This window comes from Profundicola chukchiensis (genome assembly GCF_029664245.1).
Taxonomy (GTDB): Bacteria; Bacteroidota; Bacteroidia; order Flavobacteriales; family Weeksellaceae; genus Profundicola; species Profundicola chukchiensis.
In genome coordinates this window covers 103135-116403 of record NZ_JANAIE010000004.1, presented here as the reverse complement: position 1 = coordinate 116403, position 13269 = coordinate 103135, and the positions used below count along the sequence as shown (strand labels likewise).

Genomic DNA, 13269 nt, shown 5'->3' with positions numbered 1-13269 from the left:
GTATAATAGGATAAGGATTTATTTTGTGTATAAGTAAGCCAACATTTTATAATATAATTTCGCTGCTAAGAAATCCGAAGATCTTTCGTTTTCGTTTGGCATCAATTCAACAATATCAAATCCAACCACATTCTTAGTTTGTATAACTTTTTTCAACAATTTTAAAGTTGGATACCACTCCAAACCTCCTGGCTCTGGCGTTCCAGTAGATGGACAAATAGAAGGATCAAATGCATCTAAATCAATAGTGATGTAAATCGGGTTGTCGCCTAATTTATTATAAACATCTTCTATCCAATTCTTATTCTCAGCAATGTCATGAGCAAAAAACACATTGTCCTCTTTCAGGTATTGAACTTCCTCAGTATCCATACTTCTGATTCCAACTTGCACCAAATGATGCTTTTCATTCGCTTCAAAAACCGCACAAGCATGATTACATTTACTTCCGTGATATTCAGGGCGAAGATCTGTGTGTGCATCTAACTGAAGAACTGTTAAGTCCTTATATTTATCTCCAAAAGCTCTAATACTTCCGATTGAAATAGAGTGCTCGCCACCGAATAAGGTAACCACTTTTTCATCTTTTAAGTACTTAGCAACTCGTTGATGCACTGCATCTGTCATAGCTTCTGGTGAAGAATCTTCAGATACGGGATCATCTAAAAAGATTCCCATTTTATATGGTTCAGATTTAGTTTCAATATCATAAATCTCCATATTGTCGGCAGCCTCTAAGAAAGCCTCTGGCCCTTTATCAGCGCCTTTCAACCAAGTAGATGTTCCATCATATGGAACTGGAATTAATACAACTTTTGCATTGTCATATTGACCATATTCTTCTTCAACACTAGCAAATATTCTCATGTACATTTATTTAATACGCGAAATTAATGGAAATTATTTGAGTTTCGACCAAAAAATTGACTATTTTTGTAAGGTATGTTTATGCGTAATCATCACATATTACTTGTATTTCTTATGTTCTTGTGTTCTACAGGAGCATATGCGCAGATACATATAGGTGATGGACTGAGCATTGGCGAAGGCACGAGCATTACAATTAAGAATCAAGAGGTGATCATCGCAACTGATGAAATCAAAGGAAAAGGAATTATTTCTATTCAAAATGATGATTCACAGAAAATCACTGTACTTAAGAATTTTAAATCTAATTCAGCATTAAAAATTGATTCTAAAGATTTAAAAGTTGAAGGTCGCTATGCAGAGCAATTTGCAGCGCATCATCTTCCTCCATTGAGTGAAGAAATTATAGCCTCTAAAAAAGAGAATAAAATTAAAAATGATTTACCCGTAAGACACATTAACACCGAAGGTTTAACCTTTGGAAATAAGGATAATGAGAAAAACAAAACAGTTGTCTCTACATTACCAAAAGATGTTTCTGGTGGAATCATGATCAGTGAGGTATTGCGTATGCAATTCACTGATTTTCAATCTGACTATATTATACCAATTTATAGTGTTTTACTTAACGTAGAGCGTTTTTCGGACAACGCTGAACTTTATGAGTTTGAATGTCTGACGGCAATCCTACGGCCACCCATCGCCTAGGACACTAAACTTTTTTATATTTATTTTATGCTATCCGGAGTTTTTACTCGGATTTTTTTTTTGCCTTAAAATTGAGATTTGTTACGATTTTAAGTAGACTTCTAAAGCAATTAAGTCTTTAATTATATTCTCCATTGATATTTAAAACAAAAAAAATCTACCTGAAATTAATCAAGTAGATTTTAAAATTTTAATTATCTATTTACTTATACAAAAGGCGTCTTAACTACTTCTGCCTTAACAGTTTTCTTTCTAATTTGAATAAATATCTCAGATCCAACTTTAGAGAAATCTGTAGCAACATAGCCCATTCCGATTCCCTCTTTTAATATAGGAGATTGCGTACCAGAGGTAACATTTCCGATTTCATTTCCATCAGCATCTACGATATCATAGCCTTGACGAGGAATTCCTTTGTCTACCATTTTAAAGGCTATTAACTTACGTTTTAAACCTTCTTCTTTTTGTTTTCTTAAAGCATCTGCTCCAATAAACTCAGTATCTAATTTAGTAACCCAACCTAGACCAGCTTCTAATGGAGTAGTTTCTTCATTGATGTCATTTCCGTATAGACAATAACCTTTTTCTAATCTCAACGTATCACGAGAAGCTAAACCACAAGGCTCGATTCCGTAATCCTTTCCTGCTTCGAAAACTGCATTCCAAATCTTTTCTGAATCTTTGGCATCGAAATAAAGCTCAAAACCACCTGAACCTGTATAACCCGTTGCAGAAATGATAACGTTTTGAACACCAGCAAATTCACCTACAACAATATTATAGAATTTAATGCTTGCTAAATCAACATCAGTTAAACTCTGCATTGACTCCAACGCTTTAGGACCTTGAATTGCCAATACCGAAGTCGCATCACTTTGATCTTCTATTTTAGCTCCAATTTTGTTTTGCTTATTTACCCACTCCCAGTCTTTATCCAAACATCCAGCATTCACTACCGCTAAATAGTCTTGATCCGCAATTTGGTAAAGAATAAGATCATCGATAATTCCTCCCTCTTCATTTAAAAAGCAAGTGTACTGAGCTTTGTTAGGTTGTAATTTAGTTACATCATTGGTGCAAAGCATTTGAAGTAATTCTTCGGCTTTTTCTCCTGTAAACCTAAATTGTCCCATGTGACTTACGTCAAATACACCAACACCTTCACGAACCGCCATGTGTTCATGATTCACACCTGCGTACTGAATTGGCATTTCAAAACCAGCGTAAGGAAGCATCTTAGCCCCTAAGTCTTTATGCGTTTGATTTAATGCAGTTAATTTCATTGTTTAATTGTTTAATTTATCCACGATATGTTACAAAGTTTCGTGGTGTTTCATATAAAGTTACTTCTAATTGTTTGTCGTCGCTTAAATGCTTTCGGATTCGATTCCAAATAAGCACAACGATATTCTCGGCCGTAGGGTTTAAGTCTTTAAACTCAGGAATATCTAAATTCAAATTTTTATGGTCTAAGTAATCCTCTACTTCATCTTTAATGATCTGTTTTAAATCATCTAGATTAATTACAAAACCTGTTGCTGGATCTATTTCCCCTGTTACACTTACAGTCAAATCATAATTGTGCCCATGAAAATTGGGCAGTGCACATTTACCAAAAACTTCTCTATTTTTTTCATCATCCCAATCTTTTCTATGCAATCGATGAGCTGCGTTGAAATGAGATTTTCTATGAACAGTTACTGTCATGATAGGTGGGCTAAATATTCTTTAAGTATAATTCTAAACCAAGGTGTGTATTCCTCTGGATTATTTTGAACATCTTGTTGTAATTCATCGAAGTCAATCCATTTATATGCAGCTACTTCTTCAGGATTAATAACAGGTTCTTCGTTATAAACACCCTTAAAGACATAGTCTAACTCATGCTCCGTAAGCCCCTGACCTACATCAGCTTTGTAAATAAAATTAAATTGATATTCTATAGGACAAGTGAACCCCATTTCTTCTTGCAATCTTCTAATCGCTCCCTCTTCATAAGTCTCTCCATCGCGTGGATGACTACAACATGTATTGGTCCATTTTCCAGGGGTATGATATTTTTCAAAAGCTCTCTGTTGGATTAACAATTCACCTTTATCATTAAAAATAAATACCGAAAAAGCTCGATGCAACACCCCTGCTACATGAGCTTCCTGTTTTTCCATAAGGCCAATTGGCTCATCTTGCTCTGTAATTAGAACAACATTTTCTTTCTCTACCATAGTGTTTCAAAATTACGATTATTATCCACAATTATGAAATCAAAAGTAATTTAGTAAAGAAGTTTTATCTCCTTATGTCTAAAAGTCTTTTCACCTCTATCTTCCAAATCTACCACTAGGTTTCCTTCTCTGTTTACATATTGAATAATTCCATTCATTTTTTGATTATTAATCTCAAATACAGAAACCTTTCCTTTTTTAAACAATTGATTATTATAGGTATCGTAAATTAAATCAAATTGCTTGGTCTCCATTTTATAGAAGTTATCATAAAAATGAAGCATTAAATCTTTAATAAACTCCTGAACATCAAAATCAAGTACCTTGTTCTCAAGCTCTAAAGAACTAACGTGCTCTAATTCCCCAAAGTCGACTTGATTGATATTTATCCCCAAGCCTATTACACAAAATTTGGTTTTATCACCGGTTAATTTTGTTTCAATTAAAATACCTGCAATTTTTTTATTATTTAAAATTATATCGTTAGGCCATTTTACTTGTGCCTCTATCTGCCAATTTGACAAAAAGCGGGTTATTTCAGTAGAAATCCACATGTTAAATATTGCTAATTCTTCTTGCACCTGAAATGGATATCTTAGAAGAAAACTAAAGGTTGCATTTTTATAATCTTCTGATAGCCAAACATTATTAGCATAACCCTTACCAGAAGATTGTTTATCAGCACTAACAACAGTCCAAGATGGCACATTATTTTCCGTCAGTTGGTATAGCTTTTGATTAGTTGAACCCAAGGATTCAAAATGCAAGAAATTGAGTTTTTTTAACATATTTAATATGATTGCAGCTAAATAGCAATTATGATTAAGCTTAAAATTACTATTTTTGTAAGTCCAAAATTAAATAATATTGAATGATTGAAAAATCCAACTCTAATAAATTAGTAGAAACTATTGTTAACAGTATCGATGATATGAAAGCTGAGAACATTACTATCCTCGATTTAAGGGAGATAGACAATGCTGTCAGCGAATTTTTTATTATCTGTAGTGGTAATTCGACGACACAAGTCTCGGCTATTGCTTCAAACGTAGAGAAGAAAGTTAGAAATGAAATAAAGGAAAGACCATTGCATACCGAAGGTAATCAAAATGCCCAATGGGTACTAATGGATTACGGTAATGTGGTAGTGCATGTCTTCTTGAAAGGTATCCGCGAATTCTATGATCTAGAAAGTATGTGGGGAGATGCCAAATTAATTTCTGCTTAACCTTATAAAAATCACAAATTGACACAAAAGAAAAAAAATAATAAACCGTCATTTAATCTAAATTGGCTTTATACGGCTATTGCCCTATTTTTAGCTGGTTGGTTCTTTATTATGAGTGGCGGTATGAACGGCTCAGGAAAAGAAATTCAAGAAAGAGATTTCTTTAAATATGTAGAAGAAGGTTATGTGCAGAACTTCGTGTTTGATAAGGATGCGGATAGAGTTTCTGTTTTCTTAACTGATGAAGCATTACAGAAAGATGAATTTAAAAACTTAAAGCAAAACCCTAACCTAACGGGAGCAACTCCCAACATGACCTTTAAGGTTGCTAATCAAACTGTATTTTTTGATAAATACGATAGATTACCAAAAGAAGCTACCTCTGAGGTTACAATGGAATTAACTGAAAACAATGTTTTCGTTGAGATTTTATTCCAAATTTTAATTTGGGTAGCCCTACTTGGTTTGCTTTGGTATTTTATTTTCAGAAGAATGTCTGGAGGTGGCGCCGGCGGTGGTGGACAAATTTTCAACATCGGAAAATCAAAAGCTAAATTATACGACGAGAATTCTCAGGTTAAAGTTTCATTTAAGGATGTTGCTGGACTAGAAGGAGCCAAAGAGGAAGTTGAAGAAATCGTTCAATTCCTTAAAAGCCCTGAAAAATATACACGTTTAGGTGGTAAGATTCCAAAGGGTGCTTTACTTATAGGACCTCCAGGTACAGGTAAAACTTTACTTGCTAAAGCTGTTGCTGGTGAGGCGCAAGTTCCTTTCTTCTCATTATCAGGATCTGATTTCGTAGAAATGTTTGTAGGTGTTGGAGCTTCTCGTGTTCGTGATTTATTTAAGAATGCAAAAGAAAAATCACCATCTATTATCTTTATCGATGAGATTGATGCGATTGGTAGAGCTAGAGGTAAAAACAACATGACAGGTGGTAATGACGAGCGTGAAAACACGTTGAACCAACTACTAACCGAAATGGACGGATTTGATACTGATACCAACGTAATTGTAATGGCGGCAACCAACCGTGCAGATATCTTAGACTCTGCCTTAATGCGTGCAGGACGTTTTGATCGTAGAATTTATGTTGATTTACCAGAAATTCACGAAAGAAAAGAGATTTTTAAAGTTCACACCAAGAATTTAAAAATAAAGGAAACATTAGACTTAGAATTCCTTGCAAGACAAACTCCTGGATTCAGTGGTGCTGATATTGCAAACATTTGTAATGAGGCTGCCCTAATCGCTGCTAGAAAAGGTAAAGACGCTATTGATAGACAAGATTTCTTAGATGCCGTTGATAGAATTATTGGTGGATTAGAGAAAAAAGGTAAATTAATCAAGCCAAAAGAGAAAAGAAGAATTGCTTTCCATGAGGCTGGACATGCTACTAGTAGCTGGTTGTTAGAACATGCTTCTCCTCTAGTTAAGGTAACTATTGTTCCACGAGGAAGATCTTTAGGTGCTGCATGGTATTTACCAGAAGAAAGACAGATTACCACAGAGAGTCAAATGTTAGACGAAATGTGTGCCTTATTAGGTGGTAGAGCTGCAGAGGAAGTTATGTTCGGTAAGGATTATTCAACCGGGGCACAAAACGACCTTGAAAGAGCCTTCAAACAATCGAGAGCGATGGTAACTATCTATGGTTTAAGCCCAAGAGTTGGACATATCTCTTATTATGACAGTTCAGGACAAAATGACTATGCGTTTTCTAAACCATATTCTGAGAAAACTGCAGAAAAGATTGACGAAGAGATTAGAAGAATCATCGACGAGCAATATACAAGAAGTGTTGAATTACTATCAGCCAATAAGGATAAGTTGACTTTACTAGCCGAGAAATTACTGGAAGAGGAAGTTATCTTTAGAGAAGATTTAGAAAAAATCTTTGGTAAGAGAGAGTTTGACGATGAAATGAACACCATAACAAAGCAAGCTGAGCTAGAAGATCAAAAGAAAGTTGACTCAGCTGCGGAAACTGAAGAAGAAAATATAGAGTCTATTCCTTCTAAAGAAGTATAAATTAAAGATAATTTGCGTTTAAATATTCTATATATTTGAACGCAAACTTCTTATGTTAAAATAGATTTGTATTTATAGCTTTTTTTAAGTTATTTTAGTAAATATTTTATATGACCAATTTGTGGAGTAAAATAAAGGAATTGTTTCAACCAGAACAAGAAGACGACGACGAGGATATCGACTTATCTTATCCTGTTGAGCTTCCCTTGGATGAAAAATTTGCTAAATTTTTTAGTGAAGCAGGTGGTCATTTTCTTTATTGTGAGAACAAACAAGAGGTTTTATATTATTTAAAACAAATTATTGAACAAGAACACATCAGTAGATTTATTTGCTTTGATGATTCTTTACAAAAAATGCTGACCATGGTTGGGGCAAATTATATCAATTACCCTTCGGCCACAGCTGACTTCAATTTTATTCATTGTGAAAGTTTAATTTCTTACAATGGTTCAATTATGCTATCATCTGATAAAACAGGTGGTAGAAAAATATCTGAATTACCAGATAATTTCATTGTATACGCCCATCACAGCCAGATTGTAGATAATCTAAGTGAGGCGATGCAAATACTTAATAGAACCAAAATGAATAACCTTCCGAGTGGAATTACTTCCATAGGTGGTGTAGATGCCAACCCAATGAATGGTAAAATATCTACAAAAAACATATATTTGTTGATTGTAGAATAAGACTATGCCCAACATTGTAACCCGTGCTATTTTTGGATTTGCCTATATCGCAGCGATCGTATTTGCATCTCTCTATTCTCCATTGAGTTTATTAATTCTCTTGGGGCTTTTTTTAGCACTTTGTTTATGGGAATTAATTCAATTGCTTCAATTTGACAATAAACTTTATATCCTAGGAACTGTACTAGTTTCAGGATATTTATTTTATAACTATGCCGAGAAGTTTTGGTACTCTACGGGTATGTTTGATGTAAGGTTTGTTAATTTTTTACCACCTTTATTATTTATTATTGCATTGGTTATAATTTTTAAAAGACCTGTTGAGTTAGCTTTTGATTCATCTAAACTAATTTTCAGTGTGGTCTATGTTGCACTACCCTTTTCTTTGGTTTTATCAACGGTTAAAAAATTCGAGGTAGGTAACTTTGAAATGTTAAATTCGCTCATTGGTGTTTTCATTTTATTATGGTGTAGTGATACTTTTGCCTATCTAACCGGTAAATACTTTGGTTCGAGAAAACTAAGTTCTATATCAGAAAACAAAACAGTAGAAGGCTTAATTGGTGGAATGTTCTTTACAATTGTTGCAGGTGCTATTATCAATTACAACTTTCCGAACCTAAGAGGAAATTGGATAATTATTGCCATTATTATTGCTATTGTTGCACCTTTAGGTGACTTAGCAGAATCAAAACTAAAACGCGTTTTTGGTGTTAAAGACAGTGGTAATTTATTGCCTGGTCATGGTGGATTTTTAGATAGATTAGATAGCTTTCTACCATCAGCTATTGCCCTATATATTTACTTTTTATTTATTTAAAATATGATAAAGTTACATAAAGAAGGAACTTGGATTTTAATTATTGGCTTTGTATTATTAGTCGCTGCTAGTATCCCATTATATTTAAATGGTTCTACCCTATCATATATAGCTATTGCTGCCTTGACAATCTTCTTTGGTTTTGTGGTTTGGTTTTTTAGAAACCCATTACGCGAAGCTAAGTCCGAAGCGCTAGAAATCGTAGCTCCCGTAGACGGAAAAGTAGTTGTGATTGAAAAAGTATTCGAGAAAGAATATTTAAAGAAAGAAGTGATGCAAGTTTCTATCTTCATGAGCCCATTAAATGTTCATGTGTGTAGATATCCAGTAGCCGGAGAAGTAACCTATACCAAATATCATCCAGGTAAATATTTAGTAGCTTTTCATCCAAAGTCTTCTGAATTAAATGAACGTACAACCACTGTGGTTAAAGCAGTGAATGGAACAGAGGTTTTATTCAGACAAATTGCTGGAGCTTTAGCTAGACGAATTGTTTTATATGCAAAACCAGGAGATAAGGCCGTAGCAGGAACTGAGTATGGATTTATTAAATTCGGATCTCGTTTAGATGTTTTCTTACCATTAGATGCAGAAATTTTATGTAAATTAGGTGACAAGACGAAAGGTGCAGTAGATATTATTGCAAAACTTAAGGAATAAACCCAAATACTCTTGAGTATACAGCTTACCATATTAGGCTATAATTCAGCAACCCCCAAGGTGGATTCTCATCCTACCGCGCAATTATTGAACGTAAACGAAAGATTTATTCTTATTGATTGTGGTGAAGGAACTCAAGTTCAATTAAGACGTGCTAGAGCCAAATTCTCTAAAATCAACCATATTTTTATTTCTCATTTACATGGAGATCATGTTTTTGGATTAATTGGTTTTATATCAACCATGCAATTGATGGGCAAAATTAAGCCACTTAATATTTTTGGCCCAGAAGGGATTAAGGACTTTATCTTAAATCAATTGAAACATACTCAATCTAAATGCAGTTATGAAATCATTTTCCACGAATTGAGTCATAAGGATTCTAGGTTGATATTTGAGGACAACAAATTAGAGGTTTATAACATTCCTTTGGACCATAGAATTTATTGTAATGGCTATTTGGTAAAGGAAAAACCACGTTTAAAAAATTTAAACATTGAGGCTATTCAAGCTTATCCTGAAATTGAAACTTGTGATTATTTTAATCTTAAAAAAGGAAAAGATTTTGTTTTAAGTTCGGGAGAAATAATTCCAAACGATGTGCTAACCTTTCCACAAGAAGAACCTCTTTCTTATGCATTTTGTTCAGACACAAGATATAAAGAAGATTTAATTGATATTATTAAAGGAGTAGATTTGCTCTATCACGAAACAACTTTCGACAAATCATTAGGCGATCTTGCCTATAAAACAGGTCATTCCACCGCCGAACAAGCGGCAACCATTGCCAAAAAAGCTAATGTGGGTAAATTAATTATGGGACATTTCTCTAATCGTTATACTGATTTAACTATTCTATTAGATGAAGCCAGAAAGGTTTTCCCAAAAACTTATCTGCCGAAGAATCTAGAAATCGTAGAAGTTAAAAGGAATTAATCAGTCCTCTGCCCTCTTTTTCCTAATTCAATAACTTCCAAATTATCAATTTTACCATTGTCTAGACTAAACCTAAGCATGGTTCGAATTTGATGAAATCCATGTATTCCAGCAGCTCCTGGATTCATATGTAGTAAATTTAACTTTTTATCATGCATTACTTTTAAAATATGTGAATGTCCACATATATATAATTTGGGTTTTTCAGTTAATAACAACTCTTTCACGCGAGCATTGTATTTCCCTGGATAACCACCAATGTGGGTAATCACAACTTTTACACCGTCCACAGTAAAAATATTATTTAATGGAAATTCACCTCTTACTTCGGCATCATCTATATTTCCATAGACCGCTCTTAGGGGTTTAATGGCTTGCAGCGCATCTGCTACCTTAATTTCTCCAATGTCACCTGCATGCCAAATCTCGTCAGCTTCGGATGCATATTTCAAGATTCTATCATCCATATAGCTATGTGTATCGGACAGAAGCAAAATTTTAGTCATAGGTTTCTTACTTTTGTATAAAATTAAGCAATTGAGATATTTTCTAGGCTTTTCTTATCAAGGAACTTCTTATCATGGTTGGCAAATTCAACCGAATGCCATCACGGTTCAAGAAGTTTTGGAAGACAGAATGAGTAAATTATTGGGCAACGAAACCAAGTTAGTGGGTGCTGGACGTACGGATGCGGGTGTTCATGCAAAATCTATGGTTGCTCATTTTGATTCAGAAATTGAAGATATCGATAAATTTATTTATCGATTAAATTCTTTTCTACCTCAAGATATCGCTGTGCATTCTCTTCAAAAGATGAAACCTGAGGCTCACGCAAGATTTGATGCAACCGAAAGAACCTATCATTATTATATTAATTATCAGAAAGATCCATTTAAAACAGATCTAAGTTGGCATTGGAATTATGAAGTCTTAGATATTAATAAAATGAATCAAGCAGCTGATTTGTTATTAAAATATGATGATTTCACAAGTTTTGCTCGTCTTCATACAGATAATAAGACTAATATTTGTGATGTACGGTATGCTGTTTGGTCAGAAGAAAGCGGAAATTTAAAATTTGAAATTACTGCAGATCGATTTCTACGAAATATGGTTCGTTCTGTAGTTGGAACTTTAGTCGAGGTAGGAAAAGGAAAAACAAGCTTAGAAGAGTTTATTGATATAATAGAGAAAAAAGACCGTAAATTTGCAGCTGCTTCGGCACCGGCACATGGTCTATTTTTAACACATGTGGCTTATCCGAAAGATTTATATTTATGAAGAAAGAGTCGAAATTTAATTTATCAGAGTTCAAGAGATTGATTAAAATAGGAATGGAAAACAAGAAATTGTTTTACATTGTTGTTGGTATTGGTCTTGCTTTAGCACTGCTTTCTTCTTTACGACCTATTCTTGTAGGTGATGCTGTAGATCAATATATTAAGCCTCAGAACTACGAACTTTTAGTAAGATTATCATTTATTTTAGTAGGATTACTCATCGCGGAAATTATCCTACAATATTACTTCATCCTTCTGTCCAATATTATTGCACAGACGGTAATTGAGAAAATTCGGGTGCAATTGTTCGATCAGATTGTACAGTTTAAGCTAAGTTTCTTTGATAGAACTCCTAATGGAACCCTAGTAACTCGCTCGGTTTCCGATATTGAAACGGTTTCTCAGGTTTTTACTGATGGAATTCTCGTCATCCTAGGTGATTTACTAAAGATTGTCTTCATTGTTGCGGCCATGTTCCTAACCAATTGGAAGTTAGCTTTGGTTGTAATTGTAATTTTGCCTTTGATGGTTATTATTACCAACATCTTTCAAAAATCTATTAAAAGAACCTTCTCTGAAGAGAGGACTCAAACGGCCATTTTCAATGGTTTTGTTCAAGAGCGATTAAGTGGAATGAAAATTATTCAACTCTTTAATCGTGAAGAAGCTGAATTTGAAAAGTTTGAAGGAATTAATAGAAGCTTAAGAAGAGCTTATTTAGCCACCGTTTTCTATTTCTCGTTACTTTTCCCTATAGTTGAAGTTGTTTCGGCCTTGGCTCTTGGATTAGTAATTATAATGGGTGGTTATAGTGCTATTCACTTCACGGATGTATCCGCAGGACAAGTGATTGCCTTCATTATGTTTATCCCAATGCTAGTGCGTCCAATTCGTCAAATTGCAGAACGCTATAACAACTTACAAAGAGGTTTGGTTAGTTCTGAGCGCGTCTTTAAGATGATGGATCAAGATGAAAAGCTACCAGATCATGGTAAACTTGCCTTTGATAATGTAAAAGGAGATATTGATTTTAAGAATGTATATTTCGAATATGTAGAAGGTGAAGAGGTTTTAAAAGATGTTTCATTCTCTGCTAAACAAGGTGAGACCATTGCAATCGTTGGCTCTACTGGTGCTGGTAAATCTACTATTATCAACCTTTTAAATCGTTTTTACGATATTAAAAGTGGTTCTATTTGTATTGATGGTACTGATATTACCGAATTTGAATTAGCTAATTTGAGACAACATATTGCGGTAGTTCTACAAGATGTATTCTTATTTAATGACTCTATTTTGAATAATATTACCTTAAATGATGAGTCAATTTCAAGAGAAGATGTTATAAATGCTGCAAAAGAAATAGAAATTTTACCTTTTATTGAAGCTTTACCAGGAGGCTTTGATTATATAGTTGCTGAGCGTGGATCGAGTTTATCTGTAGGACAAAGACAGTTGCTAGCCTTCTTAAGAGCTTATGTTTTCCAACCTCAAATCTTGGTATTAGATGAAGCTACTTCTTCAATTGATACAGTCTCTGAAGCTCTTATACAGAAAGCCACAGAGAAGATTACCCAAAATAGAACTTCTATAATTATTGCTCACAGATTAGCTACAATTCAAAATGCTGATAAAATTATTGTCATGGACAAAGGAAGAATTGTTGAGCAAGGCACACATGAAGAATTAATTGATAAAGAAGGTTATTATTTTAAGCTTCATCAGGCTCAATTTAAAATTACGGCATAATATATGCAGCAATACGTTTAACAAATTTTAAGAGCATTTAGTTCTCGAGAATTAAATCATCTTAATGAGTTCA

The 13269-nt window shown here is 33.9% G+C and carries 15 protein-coding genes; 9 read left to right on the top strand and 6 right to left on the bottom strand.

Translation table 11 applies throughout. The features are described 5' to 3' along the window. Positions 1–18 precede the first annotated feature (18 nt). Positions 19–867 carry an agmatinase gene (gene speB / locus NLM59_RS06975; protein WP_304417042.1) on the bottom strand — a complete coding sequence of 283 codons (849 nt, stop codon included), beginning with the start codon at positions 865–867 and terminating at the stop codon, positions 19–21. Between the two features lie 81 nt (positions 868–948). On the opposite strand from speB, the gene NLM59_RS06970 reads away from it, so the two are divergent. Then, positions 949–1575: a hypothetical protein gene (locus NLM59_RS06970; protein WP_304417041.1), complete on the top strand. Its 627-nt coding sequence runs from the start codon at positions 949–951 to the stop codon at positions 1573–1575. A gap of 206 nt (positions 1576–1781) precedes the next feature. Here the strand turns inward: NLM59_RS06970 and gcvT are convergent, their stop codons facing one another. The 4 genes from gcvT to NLM59_RS06950 are packed head-to-tail and all read right to left on the bottom strand — an operon-like array spanning position 1782 to position 4585. Further along, the gene (gene gcvT, locus NLM59_RS06965; protein WP_304417040.1) at positions 1782–2858 is read right to left on the bottom strand and encodes a glycine cleavage system aminomethyltransferase GcvT; all 1077 of its coding nucleotides are present in this window, start codon (positions 2856–2858) and stop codon (positions 1782–1784) included. Between the two features lie 16 nt (positions 2859–2874). Next, the gene (locus NLM59_RS06960; protein ID WP_304417039.1) at positions 2875–3282 is read right to left on the bottom strand and encodes a 6-pyruvoyl trahydropterin synthase family protein; all 408 of its coding nucleotides are present in this window, start codon (positions 3280–3282) and stop codon (positions 2875–2877) included. Next, the gene (gene idi / locus NLM59_RS06955; protein WP_304417038.1) at positions 3279–3797 is read right to left on the bottom strand and encodes an isopentenyl-diphosphate Delta-isomerase; all 519 of its coding nucleotides are present in this window, start codon (positions 3795–3797) and stop codon (positions 3279–3281) included. Before idi ends, NLM59_RS06960 begins: the two co-directional genes overlap by 4 nt. 50 nt (positions 3798–3847) lie before the next feature. Beyond that, complete coding sequence (locus tag NLM59_RS06950; RefSeq protein ID WP_304417037.1) at positions 3848–4585, bottom strand: biotin--[acetyl-CoA-carboxylase] ligase; 738 nt, start codon at positions 4583–4585, stop codon at positions 3848–3850. Positions 4586–4668: 83 nt separating this feature from the next. On the opposite strand from NLM59_RS06950, the gene rsfS reads away from it, so the two are divergent. From rsfS to NLM59_RS06920, 6 genes are all read left to right on the top strand, one after another. After that, positions 4669–5025 (top strand): ribosome silencing factor, encoded by a 357-nt coding sequence (rsfS, locus tag NLM59_RS06945; RefSeq protein ID WP_304417036.1) that lies wholly within the window; start codon positions 4669–4671, stop codon positions 5023–5025. A gap of 18 nt (positions 5026–5043) precedes the next feature. After that, positions 5044–7059, top strand: a complete 2016-nt coding sequence (gene ftsH, locus NLM59_RS06940; RefSeq protein WP_304417035.1) for an ATP-dependent zinc metalloprotease FtsH — start codon at positions 5044–5046, stop codon at positions 7057–7059. 110 nt (positions 7060–7169) lie between these two features. Continuing rightward, positions 7170–7751, top strand: a complete 582-nt coding sequence (locus tag NLM59_RS06935) for an LUD domain-containing protein (protein ID WP_304417034.1) — start codon at positions 7170–7172, stop codon at positions 7749–7751. Between the two features lie 4 nt (positions 7752–7755). Further along, on the top strand, positions 7756–8571 hold the full coding sequence (locus NLM59_RS06930; RefSeq protein WP_304417033.1) for a phosphatidate cytidylyltransferase: 816 nt from the start codon (positions 7756–7758) through the stop codon (positions 8569–8571). 6 nt (positions 8572–8577) lie between these two features. Continuing rightward, the gene (locus tag NLM59_RS06925; protein ID WP_304417169.1) at positions 8578–9231 is read left to right on the top strand and encodes a phosphatidylserine decarboxylase family protein; all 654 of its coding nucleotides are present in this window, start codon (positions 8578–8580) and stop codon (positions 9229–9231) included. 12 nt (positions 9232–9243) lie between these two features. After that, positions 9244–10167: a ribonuclease Z gene (locus tag NLM59_RS06920; protein WP_304417032.1), complete on the top strand. Its 924-nt coding sequence runs from the start codon at positions 9244–9246 to the stop codon at positions 10165–10167. Here NLM59_RS06920 and NLM59_RS06915 read toward each other — a convergent pair. Beyond that, the gene (locus NLM59_RS06915) at positions 10164–10673 is read right to left on the bottom strand and encodes a metallophosphoesterase family protein (protein WP_304417031.1); all 510 of its coding nucleotides are present in this window, start codon (positions 10671–10673) and stop codon (positions 10164–10166) included. The two genes, NLM59_RS06920 and NLM59_RS06915, sit on opposite strands and share 4 nt — an antisense overlap. 31 nt (positions 10674–10704) lie before the next feature. On the opposite strand from NLM59_RS06915, the gene truA reads away from it, so the two are divergent. After that, positions 10705–11448: a tRNA pseudouridine(38-40) synthase TruA gene (gene truA / locus NLM59_RS06910; RefSeq protein WP_304417030.1), complete on the top strand. Its 744-nt coding sequence runs from the start codon at positions 10705–10707 to the stop codon at positions 11446–11448. Further along, positions 11445–13196: an ABC transporter ATP-binding protein gene (locus NLM59_RS06905; RefSeq protein ID WP_304417029.1), complete on the top strand. Its 1752-nt coding sequence runs from the start codon at positions 11445–11447 to the stop codon at positions 13194–13196. The genes truA and NLM59_RS06905 overlap by 4 nt, the downstream gene beginning before the upstream one ends. Positions 13197–13269 lie beyond the last annotated feature (73 nt).

Coding starts and splice junctions, on each gene's coding strand:
- speB (WP_304417042.1), bottom strand. CDS start 867: ATGAGAATATTTGCTAGTGTTGAAGAAGAATATGGTCAATATGACAAT.
- NLM59_RS06970 (WP_304417041.1), top strand. CDS start 949: ATGCGTAATCATCACATATTACTTGTATTTCTTATGTTCTTGTGTTCT.
- gcvT (WP_304417040.1), bottom strand. CDS start 2,858: ATGAAATTAACTGCATTAAATCAAACGCATAAAGACTTAGGGGCTAAG.
- NLM59_RS06960 (WP_304417039.1), bottom strand. CDS start 3,282: ATGACAGTAACTGTTCATAGAAAATCTCATTTCAACGCAGCTCATCGA.
- idi (WP_304417038.1), bottom strand. CDS start 3,797: ATGGTAGAGAAAGAAAATGTTGTTCTAATTACAGAGCAAGATGAGCCA.
- NLM59_RS06950 (WP_304417037.1), bottom strand. CDS start 4,585: ATGTTAAAAAAACTCAATTTCTTGCATTTTGAATCCTTGGGTTCAACT.
- rsfS (WP_304417036.1), top strand. CDS start 4,669: ATGATTGAAAAATCCAACTCTAATAAATTAGTAGAAACTATTGTTAAC.
- NLM59_RS06935 (WP_304417034.1), top strand. CDS start 7,170: ATGACCAATTTGTGGAGTAAAATAAAGGAATTGTTTCAACCAGAACAA.
- NLM59_RS06930 (WP_304417033.1), top strand. CDS start 7,756: ATGCCCAACATTGTAACCCGTGCTATTTTTGGATTTGCCTATATCGCA.
- NLM59_RS06915 (WP_304417031.1), bottom strand. CDS start 10,673: ATGACTAAAATTTTGCTTCTGTCCGATACACATAGCTATATGGATGAT.
- NLM59_RS06905 (WP_304417029.1), top strand. CDS start 11,445: ATGAAGAAAGAGTCGAAATTTAATTTATCAGAGTTCAAGAGATTGATT.